Origin of the sequence: Thiomicrorhabdus sp., from assembly GCF_041583835.1 — a bacterium.
GTDB lineage: Bacteria > Pseudomonadota > Gammaproteobacteria > Thiomicrospirales > Thiomicrospiraceae > Thiomicrorhabdus.
Map to the genome: position 1 here is coordinate 69,892 of NZ_JBFHFC010000001.1, position 16,457 is coordinate 86,348.

Here is a 16,457-nt window from a genome sequence, read left to right on the forward strand (position 1 = left end):
TTATTCTACATTGCGGTATCGAAGGCTTTAAACATAATCGCGGTTAAAAAACCGATCAGGGTAATGAATCCGATGACCGAACCGCCTTTTACATACGCCTCGGGCAACATGGTTTCGGCAATAACGGTTAGCATTGCACCACCGGCGATTCCGCCTATTAACGCAAAGGTCGAAGCGGAAGCGCCGTCAAGTACGATATTGCCGATGGCGGCACCAATTCCGGTCATTACCATCAAGAATACCCAAGCAAGCAATACCTGCCTGAACGGTATGCCTTGCTCGCGCATGCTTGCCGAGCTGGACAATGCTTCCGGATAGTTAGACAAAAACAAGCCAGCCACCAAGCTCATACTGATCATGTGTCCTTCGGTCATGTGCGAGCCGATCATTAAAGACTCGGGGATGCCGTCCAGTAATATCCCTAACCAGATAGCCATATAGGCGGCTTTGTGGTGATAGAGGTGGGGCGCAAAGTCGGTAAGTGAGGGCAGCTGGCCCGGTAACAGGTGCTTGATGGTTTGTTTTGTCCACTTTTGCGCTCGGCTTTCGGGCAACTTTTGTTCCTGGATAAGGTATTGGTGAACGTTTTCTGTTTTTAAGTAAGATTTAAGTCGTGTATGCAACGGATCGATCTGCGACAGCAGTTCGAGGAAATCCTTTTTATCCAGAACCCAAAAGCTTACATCAGTATCGGCTATGGCGGTGGTAGCATGTTTACCGCCGACGACAAACGCCATCACGCCAAAGAAATCGCCGGGGGAGATGGATTCAAACTGTTCATTTCTGACTTTCGGGTCAATCAATTCGACACGGCCCGATTCAAGTAAGTAGAGTTGATCGGCAACACTGCGGTTGCTGAATATCGCTTGTCCGGCTCGCAGGGTGCGATACTTTAGCTTACCGGCAATCGTTGTCTGCATAATTTCATTGCAATTATCAAACAGTCCGAATCGGTGGGTTGTTTGTAAACGCTGGATTGCCTGTGAGAGCATGTTGCGCGGCTCTCTGGTATCCGGAAGACGTTGTTGCGATTCAATCAACTCGATTATAAATTGAATGTGTTCTTCGCTTTGTTCCGGACTCATTGAGTGGCGGGTTTGTAGGTAATGTCTTAGTTCAGTATCGTTGCGGTAATAGTCTAATAAGATTTTTGCTAAATTGTCGGTCTCACTCAGCAAGGCGTTAAAGTCTTTACGGGTGATGGTCCATAGGGAAACATCGGTTTTGGCTTGTGCCAACGTCGCATTAGGCATGCTGTTGAAAAAAGCCATACGCCCGAATGCGTCTTGCGTCGTTAACTCGATAAAGGTTTTCAGGTCGTGGTTAGGATCGCGTAAGTTAACTTGACCTTTATGGATGATATAAAATTGGTTTTGGATGTCGCCATGGTGATGGATAATGCTATCGGCTTTCAGGTGTACGGTTTTTACTTTCTGCAATACTTGCTTGCGGTCGTGTTCCGGTAGTTTGGAATAAAAGGGCAAACGGTTTAAGGATTGAGCAAGCTGCCGGCCGCGGCGATTCTGACGCGTTCTGAAATATTGAATCGTGGTTGCGGTCTTTCTTAAAAATCCGCCTTTTTCGTTGAGTTGTTTGTTGAGCAGCAAATAAAACAGACTGCCGATAACTGCACCGAGCGACACTTCGAGAAACAACTCTTTATGGATCGCCGGGGCGAATAAATCGATAGTCACGGCTGAAAGCAGGGCACCCCCTCCGAATGCCATCAACCAGGCAATGGCTCGATCTCCCGGAGTCCAAAATAACGTGGTCAGAGCGCCTAAAGGTAACGAGACGGCGCTGATGATGCCGATTAAGAATGCGAGATAGATCAGGTTATCTAATAACACTGTAAAAAGAAGCTCTTAATGATTTGTAGAATTAAGCAAAGTATGAGGAGTCTTCCCCGAAAAAACAACCTGCAAAAGTGTTATTCGGGGAATTAAATAAAGGAAAGATTTTAAGAATCCGATGGGCTCAATGGCGAACGCTATCAAATAGGGATTGTTGGCCGAGCAGCAGGTCGATTTCGTTGGGTTCCAGATAATCGTTAGGATGGTTCACTCGGGATTCCATGGCGGGTGGAAGTTGTAATTTCGACTGTTCCAGCGTTTGGTGGTTAAGTGTATTCATGAAGTTTTGCAGGGCGTGCAGAACTTCGTTATTCAAATCGCGATTATTCTGCTCCTGGATAATGTCATGCAGTTGATTGACCCAGTTCATTTGGGTATTTCTGACACGTTCCATGTGTTGTTTAAGTTCACCGCTTCTAAGTGCGGCGGGGTAAGCCTGGGTTAGCTCCTTAATGTCGTCGATAATCAGTTCGGCGATTTTGATGGTCTGTTCGGATTGATTGTCAAACTGCTCGTCAATGAACTCCAGGCAAGTTTGGACTTTTTGCTGTGTACTTATTTGTGCCATGTTATGCTCCTTATCAATAGAGACGGGAAGTGTCAGATTATTGACGCTTCAAGCATGTTTTAAACGTTTTCAGTATGCTTATATCAATTGCCGTGCCAACTTCGTTTCGGGAATTGTTCTGTTAATTATTGGTTTTAACTGGTTGAAATTTAAAAGATATATCGTATGTCAAATTTGCTAAAGTCGGTTTTTGATCGCAAAACCATTGAAAACTTAGCGGACCGGATCGCTTTGGAATATTCCGAATTTAACCGCGCACGATTTATGGGGTTGGTGTATGACGAACGCTGGGAAGATCGTTCGCTTATGGAACGTGTGCGTCATTTAAGTACGGCAATACACCAATCATTGGATTTACCTTTTTCGCAAACGGTAGACATTCTGCAAAAAGTTTCGGTGAACTTTTCCGGACTGTTCCATTTCATCTTTGCGGATTATGTCGGGCAATACGGTTTGAGTGATTATGATACTTCCATAGAGGCATTAGGGTTTTTAACCTGTGGGAGTACGTCTGAATTTGCGATACGCGAATTTTTGAAACAAGAACCGCAACGTACCTTACGGGTGATGCAAGAGTGGGCCAAGAGTGATAACGAGCATTTACGCCGTTTGTCCAGTGAAGGCATTCGTCCCCGTTTGCCCTGGGCTTCGCGTTTGTTGTGGGTTGAAGACAATCCCGATTGCGTATTGCCGATAATCGAAAGTTTGAAAACAGATTCCAGTGCCTACGTTAGAAAGAGTGTCGCGAATCTGCTTAACGACTTTACTAAGACACAGCCTCAGTGGGTGCTGGATTTGTTTGATCGGTGGATCTCCCAGAGTTTGATTGAGGAGATGCCGGCAAGTACGAGTTGGATTATCAAACATGCACTGAGGACGCTACTTAAACAGGCGAATCCCCAGGCGTTGGCGTTAGTCGGTTACTCTTCCCCCGACTTTGGTTTAATCGAACACTGGGAGACGGATCGTTCGGCTAGAATCGGGGAACGTTTCTGTTTTAATTTCAGTTTAAGCAGTGCGGCTGGTAGCTTGGGTCGATTACGGCTAGAATACGCGCTCACGTTTTTGAGAAAAGGCCCTAAGCCGTACCGTAAGGTTTTTAAAATTGCCGAGGGCGAATACCTTGATAAAAATAGACATTTTCAAAAACAGCATGACTTTAAACCGATTACGACACGTCGCTATTATGCCGGAACCCACTTCATTGAATTGATTGTTAACGGCAAGGTATTGGCTGCCAGTGAGTTTGAATTGCTTGAAGCGCTTTAGTCTTTGTTCTGAATGATGGAGACCTCAGCGATTTAGTCATAAGTCTTGCAGCGATTAACCCGGTCATTCGAAAAGATTAAAAGCGAGTCATAAGCGTGGATTTTAAAAATTCAATTCCAATCGTGTTTCAAAACCGGGATTTTGTGGTTATCGATAAGCCTGCTGGCTTGAATGTGCATTCGGAAGATTCGGCAGGGCTGGTGGTGCTGCTTAAGCAGCAACTTGCAGTTGAAGAACTTTACCCGGTTCATCGTCTGGATAAGATGACGTCGGGTTTGATGCTGTTTGCTTTGAATAAACCGACGGCACAGGCGTTTCAACGTTTGTTTGAGGCGCACGAGGTACAAAAATTTTATCTGGCGATCTCCGATCAAAAGCCCAAAAAGAAACAGGGTCTGATTAAAGGGGATATGCTGCCAGCCCGAAGGGGATGTTGGAAGCTCGGAAAGTCGATGGAGAATCCGGCGATTACCCGTTTCATCAGTACGTCGATTCAACCGGGCGAGCGTCTCTTTCTATTGAAGCCGATTACGGGAAAAACGCATCAGATTCGCGTCGCGCTTAAGAGCCTTTCCGCTCCGATTTGCGGCGATGGGCGTTATGCCAATGCCGAAGCCGCAAAACAAGAAGATCGCGGGTATTTGCACGCCTTTGCGGTTGAGTTTGAACTGTATGGGGCAGCCTATCAATTTGTCTGTGCTCCTACGCAGGGTCGGCGTTTTGTGACGTCGGAGTGCCAAGCAATATTAACCGCTTGGCAAACTCCGTGGGAACAGTTTAAAAGTTGAAAGTTCAATAAAAACAATTTGTTAAAGTTTAATTTAAAAAAGTATATTTAATTATGAAAGACCGGAATCTCACTCAAGAAACCCCTTTTTGGGAAGTTAAAACCCTGGATGACATGACGCAGGAAGAGTGGGAGTCCTTGTGTGACGGTTGCGGTTTATGCTGTTTAAACAAGTTGCAGGACGAGGATACCGACGAGATTGTATATACGCGAGTCGTGTGTCGTTATTCCAACCTGGAAACAGGTCAATGTTCGGATTACGCCAATCGCTCGATTAATGTCCCGACTTGCGTTCAGCTCACTAAGGAAAGGGTGGCGGAATTTGATTGGCTACCGGATAGTTGTGCCTACCGATTGATTTATCGCGGCCAACCTTTGCCGGAATGGCATCCGTTGGTTTCAGGGCAATCCGATTCGATGAAAAAGGCGGGATACGGCATTACCGCGATTCCCGTGGTGATTGATAACGGTGAGTTGGACTACGAAGATTATTTGATGGAAAAACCTTAATTCAAGAATAGGATTTGAGTTGTCAAAAGCAACCTCACAGTGAGTTAAAGATCAACTTAATAAACCTTAATAAAATTAAGAACTTCTTGCCCCAAGCAATACGGTTTTCGATACTATAGACGAAACATCTTGATTGTGAGAGACGCGCCATGAAAGAAACCTCCTGGATTAATTTACCCAGTTTGTCTTTGTCGGTTAAATCCCTGTTTACTGGGTATATTTTGGTTACCGGAATCGGGCTGATGATGGCCGGTGTTCAGATCATGTTGACGCATGGCATGGCCGACGGCAAGTTCGGTCTCTCGGTAGACGATATCGTTTACAGTTACTACGGTAATCGTCAAGGTTCCAAGCTGGAAAGCAAACTTCACGGCTCGATGAAAGACAAAGCCACCCCGGAAGAGAATCTTACCTTAATCAAATGGGCTCGAAACGGAGCACCTGAAGCCGAGTGGCAACCAGTCATTAAGCCGATTGTGGATGCCAAGTGTGCAGTTTGTCATGCCCATATTCCCACCTTACCCAATGTGACGGATTTTAAGCAAATGAAAGAGATCGCAAAGGTCGATCAAGGTGCCGAAGTGACTGCTTTGACCCGTGTCTCTCATATCCATTTATTTGGCATCGCCTTTATTTTCTTTTTTATCGGCTTTATTTTTTCGATGGCGGTCGGTATTAAGCCTTGGTTGAAAGCGGTGATTATTTTCATTCCGTTTGCGTTTTTGATTATCGATATCGCATCGTGGTGGCTGACTAAACTAAATCCAAGTTTTGCCTACCTGGTCATTATCGGGGGCTTCGGATACAGTATGGCATCGGCATTTATGCTTTTTACTTCTTTGTATCAGATGTGGGTGATGCCTTTGAGAGGGCGAACTTCGGACGAGAATACATGGAAAGCGATTGATAAATAATCGTTTGAGTCTAATTCTAAAACCATCAATTCGGCAACCGTATTTCCGATATGTATCGAGCTGACAAGTGTGTTCGGCTTTCGGTGCCGAGGCATCGATTAAATGGAAGTGTTAAATTGTTGAATGCGAATAGACAATCGGGAAGATTTGATTGAAGTCGGATTGAAATTGGTGGGAAAACGGGCGAAGTCGGTTCGCCCGTTTGAAAGCTTTAATACAAAGCTTAGTGGTGGTGTCCGCCTTCGCCGTGAGCGTGGCCGTGTTCCAACTCTTCTTCAGTCGCATCGCGCAAACCGGTTACTTCAACTTCAAACGTCAAAGGCATACCCGCTAGTGGGTGGTTGCCGTCAACCGTTACCTGATCACCGTCAACCGCAGTGATTTCAACCGAATGCATACCTTGTTCGGATTGTGCTTGGAAACGCATACCGACTTCCAACGTTTCAACTCCTTGGAACATGCTGCTTGGAACGGTTTGTACCAATGCATCGACACGCTCGCCGTATGCGTCTGCAGCCGGAATGGTCGCTGTAAATTTGTCACCAACCGATTTACCTTCCAACTCTTTTTCCAATCCTGGAATCAAGTTGCCGTGCCCGTGTAGGTAGGCTAGAGGGTTACCGTTGGAAGCGTCTAAAGTCTCGCCCGCTTCATTCGTCAATGTATATTCGATTAAGGCGACTTTATCGTTTTGGATAGACATGGTTTTTTCCTAATTTGAGAGTTTTAATTCGTTTCAAAAACGTTATGATACAGATACAGAACGCAAACTGCGAACTTTTGACATTTTTCGAGGAAAATCTATGCTGTGGTTAAAAACGTTTCATATTCTTTTCATGATGTCCTGGATGGCGGGTATTTTTTATCTGCCGCGCATTTTCGTTCACTTTGTGGAAGGTAAGGAAGCAGGGCAAGATGTGACACGTTTGGCGATCATGGCCAAAAAACTGTACGGTTTCATGACCATCATGATGATGTTGGCGATCGGGACGGGGATTTGGCTTTGGTTAGCGTATTTTCCTCTTGCAGAAGGCATGGGTTGGTTGCACGCCAAGATCGTCTTCGTGATCCTGTTGTTGGTCTATCACATGTGGACCAAAGCGCGTATGAAAGAAATGCAGGAAGGACATTTGAATCATAGTGGTATCTACTACCGCTGGGCGAATGAGATTCCGCTTGTCCTGGTGACTATCATCCTGATTCTGGTGGTGGTTAAGCCGTTCTGATCTATGAATCTGATCAAACACGAGCAGATTCAACTGGACTTCAAACTGGCGCCGGTTACCGATGTGCCGGTTTATCTGCATGAAAAAATAACTCCATCCGACCACGGCCTTGCCGGGCCTTTTGTGCGTAACCGGCAAGGAGAACTGGTCGGATTCGACGCGAATCAAATTCATATCTCCCAAGATGAAGGTCAAACCTGGCAGGCTTGGCCGCTTTTCGATTCGGACGATTTTTCCATCGACGATTCCCGTTCGCTGATTTGCCTTGAATCCGGTGTCATTCTGTTGTCTTTCGTCAATACCGGCCGTCGGCATTTCAATTGGCATCGCAAAACCAATAAGCCGACTAAGAATTCGTGGCTATTCCACTGGATCATGCGCAGTCCTGACGGCGGCAGAACCTGGGAGGAACCGATTCGCATCCAAACCGGTTATGCGGCGGCCACCACCACGATCATTCAGCTCAAAAGCGGTGAAATCGTTGTATCCGCGCAGAATCTGGATTATGAGAACGGGCGGCATTACGCCTTGAGTTTCAGATCTGATGACGACGGACTAACCTGGCAAGCCAGTAACCGGCTCGATATCGGCGGGCAAGGTCATCACGGCGGTTGTTACGAAGGAACCTTGGTTGAGTTAAAGGATAAACGCTTGTGGTATTGCATCCGTACTAACCGGGACTGGTTTTGGCATGCCTATTCGAACGATAAGGGTTTCAGCTGGACGCATGTTGAACCGGGATTGGCGGCTTCGAGTTCGCCAGGCATGCTGACCCGATTGGATTCCGGGCGATTGATGCTGACCTATAACCAGCTTTATAAGCAGGGTGAAGCTACGACGCCGAGACGGGCAGGATTATTTTCCGAAGTGGCTGCCTCGTGGCAACGTGAGGAACTGTCGGTTCGGTTTTCGGATGACGATGGTGATACCTGGTCGGAACCGATAGTTGTCGCGTCGTGCAACGGGGCTTGGCTTGCTTATCCAATGGTATTCGAGGCGACCCCCGGTGAAATCTGGATAACGACTATGCAGAGCGAACTAAAAATCCGTTTTTTCGAACGGGATCTGACTGTTTGAAAAGCAAACTCACAATCACGTGAGTTTGCCTTCGATTTATTTAAGGTTTGACCGTGGTCAGTCCCAAAGAATTCCAAGACTGCATGCCCCCTCGATACCAAAACAACTTGTGTGCCGGGTAGCCCATATTGACTAAGGCTATGAGGTTGGTCGGCGACTGTCCGCACCATGGACCGTTGCAGAACAACACCAGCTGTTTCGCTTGGGCGAAATTCCAGATGCCGTCCTCGTTTTTGGCACCGAACCGGTCGGTTAATATTTCTTCTATTACCAAAGGTTCATAACTGGATGATTCTCGATGGAGCTGAGTCCATGGTATGTTGGTCGCGCTTGGAATGGTGCCTTTTGCAACCCAGTCCGGTGTACGAGAGTCGATAATCAGCAGGTTTTTATCACCTGCGGCTTTTTGTTTCAAAAATTGGATCATTTCCAGTTCGCCGATGGTTGTCACCCCGGGCAATAGTTGGAAAGGTTGGATACAAAACGGCGGGCACGAGCGGGAAGTAAGTGCATAATCGTCGATGATTTTGTTGGCGGCATCTTGATTACGCATGACGGTGACCGGTTGGCCGTTATGCATGACCGTGAAACGGCCGATGCTAGGAGTAATGTTGACCTTAAGTTTACTCTGTTCAGCCTGTTTGGCTGGTTCTGCATGGACTGCAAATGGGAAAGCAAATGAGAAGATAATAGGAAAACTCAGTGTGCGTAAAACGGTTTTAAAAGCCATGACGCCCCCTTGTCCGAAAGATTGGGTTGTAAGTTCGCTTTTATATTACCGTAGTCTGTTTTTGATTAAAAATAATTAATTTCAATGGCTTATGGTTTATTTTTATGACTGTTTGTCGTGGATTAACGAAGAGCGGTAAGGCTAAAGTCGTTCAACATTGATTCGATGTGGTTATTTAGGCAGCTTAACTTCGATTTCAATAGATTGGACGTCTGTTTGATCTTCGCCTTTTTTGATGCCGCTTTTAATGGTGACGTCGTCTTTTTGAACGCCAATCATCAGGTTTACGTTGTCGTCCTTGTCTTTGCCTTCATAACCGTAAAGCAATTTGTCTTTTTTGGGCTGGGTGCCGTCTAGAAGAATCGTGTTTTCCGGTGAGTTGGTTACGGTCGTTTCGGGAGCGGGTTGTACAGGACCAACTTCCGATACGCTTGAGGATTCGGTTGGCTTACTGGTATCGCCAATTTCTAGATTTAAAGGCTTTTGAAGCGTTTGCTTTGAATTTGGTGTAACCGCGGCTTTTTTGTCGTTAATGGCCGATGTTTTATCCGGGATCACTACAGGCGCATAGGTTTTCGAGCTTTCAGGTAGTCCGGTAGTTTGTACCGTTTCAGTCACGGTCGTAGTGACGTCGCTTTTATCGTTGAACAAAGCCGTGAATGCAAACCATGAAACAACACAGAAAAAAATCAGTACGCCTGCCCAAAAAATTATACGTCGCATCAAATACGCCTTTTAAAATGAATTTAAATCAATACCGAAAACCGAATATTTTTTGTCTCGGATGATGATATTTTAATGCCATTTTAGTATTAAATACCTTAAACTTCCGCCTCATCGGAGTGGTTTGTTCTTTTACCATTTTAATCCGGACTGATTGGTTCTTAGCGTGCTCAAGGAAATGGCTTTCAATCGCGTTTTATCTCTATAAAATTTTCTGTTTTCTTATGTTTCGTAAGGGATTCTGCTAGTATTGTAAGAGTAAGTGTACACACTTTGACGAGTTAACGGCTTTGAAATGTTTTAGGATATCTAAAACCGGTAAATGCAAACCGTGATTCGAAATTACGGCGAACTTTTCGAGAGATACAAGAAATTAGTAAAGGTATGTTTAATGTCTGAAATAGTCGGCTGGCGTGAATGGGTTAGTTTCCCTGATTTAGGAATTAAACGCTTAAAGTGTAAAGTGGATACCGGTGCAAAAAATTCGGCACTGCATGCATTTGAAGTAGAGCCTTTTCAAAAAAAAGGTGAGTTATGGGTACGCTTTTCGATCCACATCGATGAAAAGGACTTAACTCAAGTTCAAGTATGCGAAGCAAAGGTCGAAGATTTTCGTTCCGTCAGCGATTCTGGCGGAAACATTACACAGCGTTATTTTATCAACACTAAAATCAAAATCGGCGAACACAGTTTGAAGATTCCAATTTCATTAACCAGTCGGGATACCATGGCGTTTAAGATGTTATTAGGACGCACGGCCTTACGTAAAGCGGGATTGATCGTCAACCCCAACAAATCATTTTTGCAAGGAAAGAAATAATGAAGATCGCCATTCTCTCCAGAGGACCTAATTTATATTCAACCAAGCGACTTGTCGAAGCGGCTAAGGGTCGCGGGCATGAAGTGCAAGTTATCGATGCACTGCGTTGTTATATGAATATCAATTCCGTTAACCCGGAAATCCATTATAAAGGGCAGATTCTGGAAGGGTTTGATGCGGTGATTCCTCGTATTGGCGCATCCGTCACTTTTTACGGTACAGCCGTTTTAAGACAGTTCGAAATGATGAATGTCTTTCCATTAAACGAATCGGTTGCCATTACCCGTTCACGCGATAAGTTGAGAAGTTTGCAGTTGTTGTCCCGTAGAGGGGTGGGGTTGCCCGTGACCGGATTTGCACACTCTCCGGATGACGTCGACGACTTATTGAAAACGGTTGGCGGTGCGCCGGTAGTGATTAAACTATTGGAAGGAACGCAAGGCGTCGGAGTGGTATTGGCGGAAACGCATTCGGCCGCAACCAGTGTAATTCAGGCGTTCAACGGTTTAAAAGCGAACATCTTGGTTCAGGAATTTATCAAGGAAGCGGGCGGCGCTGATATTCGTTGTTTTGTGGTTGGCGGTAAAGTAATCGCAGCAATGAAGCGTCAAGGAAAAGAAGGTGAATTCCGTTCCAATTTACATCAGGGCGGTTCGGCTAATCTGGTTAAAATCACGGCGGCCGAGCGTGCCACAGCGGTCAATGCCGCTAAGATTATGGGGCTGAATGTATGCGGTGTTGATTTGCTGCGTTCCAATCATGGACCGGTCGTGATGGAAGTCAATTCATCTCCTGGATTGGAAGGGATTGAAGGGGCTACCGGTAAGGATATTGCCGGCATGATCATTGAGTTTATGGAAAAGCATGCGAGCAAAAAATCAAACCGCACCCGTACCAAAGGACATGGCTAAATGCCGAAGCGTAATCAGTCCATTACCATCGGTGGAACGACGGTTAATCCGGGTGAGCGCAAAACCATCGATCTCAAAATAGGGAAGCTCTATACGCACAGTGAGTTGATTATGCCGGTGCAAGTTTGGTGCGGCCGACAAAATGGCCCCGTCGTATTCATTAGTGCAGCGATTCACGGTGACGAACTGAACGGTGTTGAAATTATTCGCCGACTGCTCAAGGTTAAGTCTTTACAACGCTTAAAAGGGACGTTGATTACCGTGCCCATCGTCAATCTTCACGGCTTTATCAACCATACCCGTTATTTACCCGATCGAAGGGATTTGAACCGCAGCTTTCCCGGTTCGAGTTCCGGTTCCATCGCCGGTCGCTTGGCCAGCATTTTCATGAATGAGATTGTCATGAAGTCGACCCACGGTATCGACCTGCATACCGGAGCGATTAACCGCAGCAATCTGGCTCAGATCCGGGCCAATTTAGATGATGAAATCACTCGCGGTATGGCCGTCGCATTCGGCGCTCCGCTAATGCTGAATTCGAATCTTCGGGATGGTTCATTACGCGCTGCCGCCGTCAAAAAAGGAATCCCTATTTTGTTGTATGAGGCGGGAGAAGCGTTGCGTTTTGATGAAGTGTCGATTCGAGCCGGTGTTAAAGGGATCATCAATGTGTTGCGACACCTTGAAATGCTACCGAAGTCCAGACGAAAAATAGACCGCAAGATTCAACCGGTTTTGGCACGTTCCAGCTTTTGGGTGCGGGCACCTCACAGTGGGATTTTCCGTTCTTTAGTTGTCGACGGAACTCGAGTGTATGCCAATAAGACGTTAATCGGCGTCGTATCCGATCCTTTCGGTGAGATGGAGGTGGAAGTCTATTCACCAAGTAGCGGTATTGTCATCGGACAGATGAAGATGCCGTTGGTCAATGAAGGTGAAGCGTTATTCCATGTCGCCAAGTTCGCACGTAGCGATATTGCCGAAGAGAAGGTGGAAGAGTTTCACGAAGAACTTCAGGAAGAAACGTCGCTGCCTTATCCATCGGACGATATTCCGTCTTTATAAACCTTTTAAAAGCGGTTTATTACTTATGGCGCACCAATCCAGGATTTGGCACGCCATTCGACCGACATTTAAGTGAACTTAACTTCCACTTAACTATCCAATAGCGTCAGCTTATTCACTCGAATCATCGAAGCGATGATTTTGACATATTCTTGTTTCAGCGCCGAATAAGGTTCAAGCCCGTCGACTAAAGCCAAACCGTTAACGGGTTTGTTCTGTTGGCGTGCTTTCAAACGCAGCTGCCTGAACGGTTTGAAAGCCGGGTGGTTGTTTAACATCAACATATAGCTTTTAACCGATTGTAATGGCGATTGGAATTTTTTTACTTCGTGATATTTTCCGTGAGGCCGTCTTAGCGGCACCATTCCACACCCTTTTTCAAAACACCATTGTCCGAAATAGTTGTTTGCCTGAGTGGCAAATCTGGAAGTACCCCAAGACGATTCGTTTGCAGCTTGAGCCAAAGCAAGCGAGCTGGGAATGATGTCAATTTTCTTGAGTAAGGTGCTCTGTGTTTGCGGAGTGATTTCTTTATATTTCAGACGGTATTTTTCGACCAGTTGTTCAACCTGTCTACGCTGATAGATACTTAACTTGTTGAAGTTCAATGATTTAATGAATCGGCGCTCTTCCAATATGGCTTGGTTTGCTTGTACGATAAAGGGTTCCAGATAGTCAAAAAAAGCTTTTTTCTTTTGTTTGACGTTTTTAATGCTTTTAAAGTCCGGGGCTTCATGCGAAGAGGATGTTAGTATTCTGGTTGAACTTTCAGCAGAACAAAAAAGCGGGAATAGTGAAAGGGCGATTAAAAATCCAAGTGTGCGAGTTTGCGTCATTTATTAAGTAGTCATTGTATAGAGAATCCTACAATTATACTCTGGTTTTAGGTGCAACGTTAATTTACGGCCGGCGCGTATTATAACAGGCGTTGGCCGTACGACCGCATTTCGGGTTTTTAATAAATGACGACAAGCCGGGAGATCGATATCCTTTTTTATTTGAGTGAGGCGGGTTGAACGACGCCGTTGGTTTGATTTCGCTTGGCCAAAGCTTGTTTGCCATGCCGATAATGCAGGCCGAAAATAATCGGTAGACCCAGTCCAAGTAAAACATGAATGATGCTGCTGTATTCGGAATAGAACTCGTCGCCGAAATAATAGATTCCTAAGCTGGTTGCCAGCAGTAATACCCAATAGGCAGAAAACACCAAGCCGTTTCGGCGGTTTTCATTGCGGCGCCAGTGTGAGCGCATGTGCAAAGACCAGAGTGAACCGATTATCCAGATCATTATCCAGCCGGTAATCGCGTGAATAGTCGTTGACCAGCTTCTAAGGTCGCCACTGCTGAGTACGGATTCCATCAGCCATTCGACATCCCATTGCACCCTAAAGGTTAAAAAAGAGGGTATTAGTAATAGACCGCTAATAAACAGGGTGGTGACGATCAACATTAGTAAAGGTAAGAATAACTTGGGATAACCATTCATATTGTATTTTGACTCATGTAGCTTGATGGTTTGGATTCTGTAACGGATTTATCAATAGAGGGCTTGTCCGTTACTTGGCAGAAACAGGCATCAAATCGTCCGGCGATTTTTTTCCGTTGTGCATACGGTACCAGCGCTAATACCTTAGTCAATGCATCGGCCAGCCAGGCCTGAGAAGCGCGAACGCTGATAATGCAATCGTCCGGCCACTCTCCCTGATTATTGATGATGTGGGAAGGGCAGTCATAACGATTAAACTGATTGACTTCCGAAGTAGCCAAGGCATTTTCTTTCAGTTTGATCAGGTGGCTCAAACCTTCATTGCTACGCTGATAGACCGGCATTTCAATGTCCCCGAAAACTCTCAAGTCTCCACCTGCATTGACCCAACCGGAGGTGATGCCTTGCATTTGCATATATTCGACGGCCTTATCGACGGCGTACCCTTTGGCGATACCATCCAATGTCAACAGGAACGGGGCGTTTAATCGGGCGCGATGATTTTCAATTTCAATTTCATCGGCGGAACCGTTAACTTGATAGTCGAAATCGAAGTGGTCGGGCAATTTACCGCGTTTGACCAGATAGCCACCCAAAGTACAGTTGAATAATCCGTCGGTTTGCCGGTAAAGCTGTTTAGCGTATTCGATGACGCGTAGCGTGTCTTCCGGCAACTCCACCCATTCACCCTTGGCATGGTTTAACCGGGAAAGCGAGCTGTCTCGATCGTGGAAACTCATCTGGTTTTGCATATTTTCCATGACGGAAAAGGTCTGGTTAAAAAGGTTTCGATAAGCGTTAGAGTCCTCTTCGGTGACTATGCCGACTTCAACAAATGTCCCTAAAAGAGGCTTCATGCGTTTATGTATATTGCCTTGTAGAATCATTTCAAAACCACTTCGTGCAAAGCAAGAAGGCGTTTCACGCCGTTAGTGACATTGCGGCAGGAAAGGGTGGCTCCGCTGATGTTTTCTATATCGCGTGTCAATTTCAGCGGACTGCTAATGGTTGTGCCGACAAATTGCTTTTTCCAGTGCGCTTCATTGACTTCGCCACCGTAGGTTTCTCGGTAGTCCATGATTTCAATGCCCAAAACGTCTCCCTCGGGAGAGATAGCGGCGGCATAGGTAATAAATTCGTGCTTACCAATCACTTTGTCGATGATAAACCAGCCGACAAATTTGTCGCCTTCATAAGCTTTCCAGGCTTGTTGTTTTTTCCAACGCTGGCGGACATCACTGATCTCTTTGATGCGATCACGCTGTTCTTCAGTCAACTCGATCGAGCTTTCCATAAATTGGGTAGCATGAGTGAACAGAACCTGCTGTGCCTGTTCGGTACTCAGATATTGTATGCCGTAGGCTGGGCAGGTGATTGCCGCAACCGGTAGCAGGAAGAATGGATTAATGGTTTTCATAACTCACCCTGTAAATAAAATCAGCCCTGTCTCCTATTTTGAAAACAAGGCTAGTTTGAAATGAACGCTATTAGAAGTTGTAGCCGATCTTGAATTTGATTTCCTGTTTGGTCTTCTCGATTAAGTGAAGATCATCATCGGTTTGTCCGTCATACATTTCTCCGCCGCCTGAAATCTGCGGTAAATAGGTCAGTGTTGACCAGAAATGTTTACCGCCATAATGAATAGACGGTCCTGCAAATATCGACCAGCGCTCTTGCCCGACTTCGGTTTCATGTTCTTGTTCGTATATGGCTTCCGCTCCGACGGACCAGTTTGGCGCAAAGCGGTAAGATAGGCCGGTACTGACGTAGGTTCCTATTTCCATTTCAGGAACGGTTGGCCACATTTCCTCATCGTCAATGCCGCTGATTGCAGCACGTTTAGCATGTGTACTTTCCATTCCGACATTCGCTAACCAGACCAGCTGTGCATCCATGAAGTATTTTTGCAGCAACAAATCAAGGGTGATTGAAAGCGTATCCTTGTCTTGCCCCGAATGCTTATCGATGGTGTCGTATTCAAATCCAACAACGGTCGCGAGTCCGATATCGTCGAGAGCCGGGGTTAGGAAACTGTATTTCAATTTACCTTCTATGCCTGAAAGGGTGAGTCCGTTGTTTTTTTCCTCGGGTAGATAACCTCCGATGATAAGGCCGTTGGTATCAACCGAACGGGCAATCAAAGCCGCTGAACCGGAGAAGCGGTTGGTGAAACCATATTCAAGCTCTGTAATGCTGTCCAAAGCGGTGTATTCGCCTTGGCCTTTGTCTGAGCGCTGGATAAAAATCTGGTAGAACTCAAGCGCTCCCTTAGGAAGAGGTTCTGCACCTGCGGTGTAACCAAGCAGGTTTTCACCCGCCATCGATGTTGGATTCCAGGCCATTGCGCCCATTAGTACTGCTGTTGAAAGAGCTTGTTTTTTCATATTTGTCTCCGTTAATCTAAATGTTAATAATTTGTATTTGCATATGTTAACGGCCTTTATGATAAAGTCAATGCTAATGAGAATAATTTTTATTACTTTTATGTTAAAGGGGGCGTGTATTGATTTTTATAAGA

General features: G+C 45.7%; 19 protein-coding genes. 9 read left to right on the forward strand and 10 right to left on the reverse strand.

Going from position 1 to position 16,457, the window contains the following annotated elements; all coding sequences use genetic code 11:
• Positions 1-5: 5 nt before the first annotated feature.
• Complete coding sequence (locus tag ABY044_RS00305) at positions 6-1,850, reverse strand: cyclic nucleotide-binding domain-containing protein (RefSeq protein WP_373016962.1); 1,845 nt, start codon at positions 1,848-1,850, stop codon at positions 6-8.
• Positions 1,851-1,977: 127 nt separating this feature from the next.
• Positions 1,978-2,421: a hypothetical protein gene (locus ABY044_RS00310; protein WP_373016964.1), complete on the reverse strand. Its 444-nt coding sequence runs from the start codon at positions 2,419-2,421 to the stop codon at positions 1,978-1,980.
• 165 nt (positions 2,422-2,586) lie between these two features.
• Here ABY044_RS00310 and ABY044_RS00315 point away from each other — a divergent pair, with 165 nt between their 5' ends.
• The 4 genes from ABY044_RS00315 (at position 2,587) to ABY044_RS00330 (ending at position 5,901) form a co-directional block, all read left to right on the forward strand.
• Entirely contained in the window at positions 2,587-3,690 is a 1,104-nt protein-coding gene (locus tag ABY044_RS00315) for a DNA alkylation repair protein (protein ID WP_373016966.1), read from the forward strand.
• A gap of 95 nt (positions 3,691-3,785) precedes the next feature.
• A complete protein-coding gene (locus ABY044_RS00320) occupies positions 3,786-4,478 on the forward strand; it encodes a TIGR01621 family pseudouridine synthase (RefSeq protein ID WP_373016968.1) in 693 nt (230 codons plus the stop codon).
• Positions 4,479-4,531: 53 nt separating this feature from the next.
• The gene (locus ABY044_RS00325) at positions 4,532-4,987 is read left to right on the forward strand and encodes a YcgN family cysteine cluster protein (protein ID WP_373016970.1); all 456 of its coding nucleotides are present in this window, start codon (positions 4,532-4,534) and stop codon (positions 4,985-4,987) included.
• Positions 4,988-5,136: 149 nt separating this feature from the next.
• On the forward strand, positions 5,137-5,901 hold the full coding sequence (locus ABY044_RS00330; RefSeq protein WP_373016972.1) for an elongation factor-1 alpha: 765 nt from the start codon (positions 5,137-5,139) through the stop codon (positions 5,899-5,901).
• Positions 5,902-6,124: 223 nt separating this feature from the next.
• Here ABY044_RS00330 and slyD read toward each other — a convergent pair whose 3' ends face one another.
• The gene (slyD, locus tag ABY044_RS00335; protein ID WP_373016974.1) at positions 6,125-6,604 is read right to left on the reverse strand and encodes a peptidylprolyl isomerase; all 480 of its coding nucleotides are present in this window, start codon (positions 6,602-6,604) and stop codon (positions 6,125-6,127) included.
• 100 nt (positions 6,605-6,704) lie between these two features.
• Between slyD and ABY044_RS00340 the strand changes: the two genes are divergently transcribed.
• Both ABY044_RS00340 and ABY044_RS00345 read left to right on the forward strand, forming a co-directional pair.
• A complete protein-coding gene (locus ABY044_RS00340) occupies positions 6,705-7,127 on the forward strand; it encodes a CopD family protein (RefSeq protein ID WP_373016976.1) in 423 nt (140 codons plus the stop codon).
• Between the two features lie 3 nt (positions 7,128-7,130).
• The gene (locus ABY044_RS00345) at positions 7,131-8,204 is read left to right on the forward strand and encodes a sialidase family protein (protein WP_373016978.1); all 1,074 of its coding nucleotides are present in this window, start codon (positions 7,131-7,133) and stop codon (positions 8,202-8,204) included.
• Between the two features lie 40 nt (positions 8,205-8,244).
• On the opposite strand, the gene ABY044_RS00350 is transcribed toward ABY044_RS00345, so the two are convergent.
• Together ABY044_RS00350 and ABY044_RS00355 are read right to left on the reverse strand one after the other, a co-directional pair.
• The gene (locus ABY044_RS00350) at positions 8,245-8,934 is read right to left on the reverse strand and encodes a rhodanese-like domain-containing protein (protein WP_373016980.1); all 690 of its coding nucleotides are present in this window, start codon (positions 8,932-8,934) and stop codon (positions 8,245-8,247) included.
• A 171-nt stretch (positions 8,935-9,105) separates the two neighbouring features.
• Positions 9,106-9,657, reverse strand: coding sequence for a hypothetical protein (locus ABY044_RS00355; protein WP_373016982.1), 552 nt, complete (start codon positions 9,655-9,657; stop codon positions 9,106-9,108).
• Positions 9,658-10,048: 391 nt separating this feature from the next.
• Here ABY044_RS00355 and ABY044_RS00360 point away from each other — a divergent pair, with 391 nt between their 5' ends.
• From ABY044_RS00360 to ABY044_RS00370, 3 genes are read left to right on the forward strand one after another with little or no spacing between them, the layout of a single operon-like run.
• Positions 10,049-10,477 carry an ATP-dependent zinc protease gene (locus tag ABY044_RS00360; protein WP_373016984.1) on the forward strand — a complete coding sequence of 143 codons (429 nt, stop codon included), beginning with the start codon at positions 10,049-10,051 and terminating at the stop codon, positions 10,475-10,477.
• Entirely contained in the window at positions 10,477-11,388 is a 912-nt protein-coding gene (gene rimK / locus ABY044_RS00365; protein ID WP_373016986.1) for a 30S ribosomal protein S6--L-glutamate ligase, read from the forward strand. Before ABY044_RS00360 ends, rimK begins: the two co-directional genes overlap by 1 nt.
• Positions 11,389-12,453, forward strand: a complete 1,065-nt coding sequence (locus ABY044_RS00370; protein WP_373016988.1) for a succinylglutamate desuccinylase/aspartoacylase family protein — start codon at positions 11,389-11,391, stop codon at positions 12,451-12,453. It begins immediately after the preceding gene.
• A gap of 89 nt (positions 12,454-12,542) precedes the next feature.
• Here the strand turns inward: ABY044_RS00370 and ABY044_RS00375 are convergent, their stop codons facing one another.
• From ABY044_RS00375 to ABY044_RS00395, 5 genes are all read right to left on the reverse strand, one after another.
• Positions 12,543-13,289, reverse strand: coding sequence for a glucosaminidase domain-containing protein (locus ABY044_RS00375; RefSeq protein WP_373016990.1), 747 nt, complete (start codon positions 13,287-13,289; stop codon positions 12,543-12,545).
• A gap of 158 nt (positions 13,290-13,447) precedes the next feature.
• Positions 13,448-13,939, reverse strand: a complete 492-nt coding sequence (locus tag ABY044_RS00380; RefSeq protein ID WP_373016992.1) for a hypothetical protein — start codon at positions 13,937-13,939, stop codon at positions 13,448-13,450.
• A complete protein-coding gene (locus ABY044_RS00385) occupies positions 13,936-14,826 on the reverse strand; it encodes an FAD:protein FMN transferase (RefSeq protein WP_373016994.1) in 891 nt (296 codons plus the stop codon). The genes ABY044_RS00380 and ABY044_RS00385 overlap by 4 nt, the downstream gene beginning before the upstream one ends.
• Positions 14,823-15,356: an FMN-binding protein gene (locus tag ABY044_RS00390; protein ID WP_373016996.1), complete on the reverse strand. Its 534-nt coding sequence runs from the start codon at positions 15,354-15,356 to the stop codon at positions 14,823-14,825. Before ABY044_RS00390 ends, ABY044_RS00385 begins: the two co-directional genes overlap by 4 nt.
• A gap of 70 nt (positions 15,357-15,426) precedes the next feature.
• Positions 15,427-16,323 (reverse strand): DUF6662 family protein, encoded by an 897-nt coding sequence (locus ABY044_RS00395; protein WP_373016998.1) that lies wholly within the window; start codon positions 16,321-16,323, stop codon positions 15,427-15,429.
• Between the last annotated feature and the right edge of the window lie 134 nt (positions 16,324-16,457).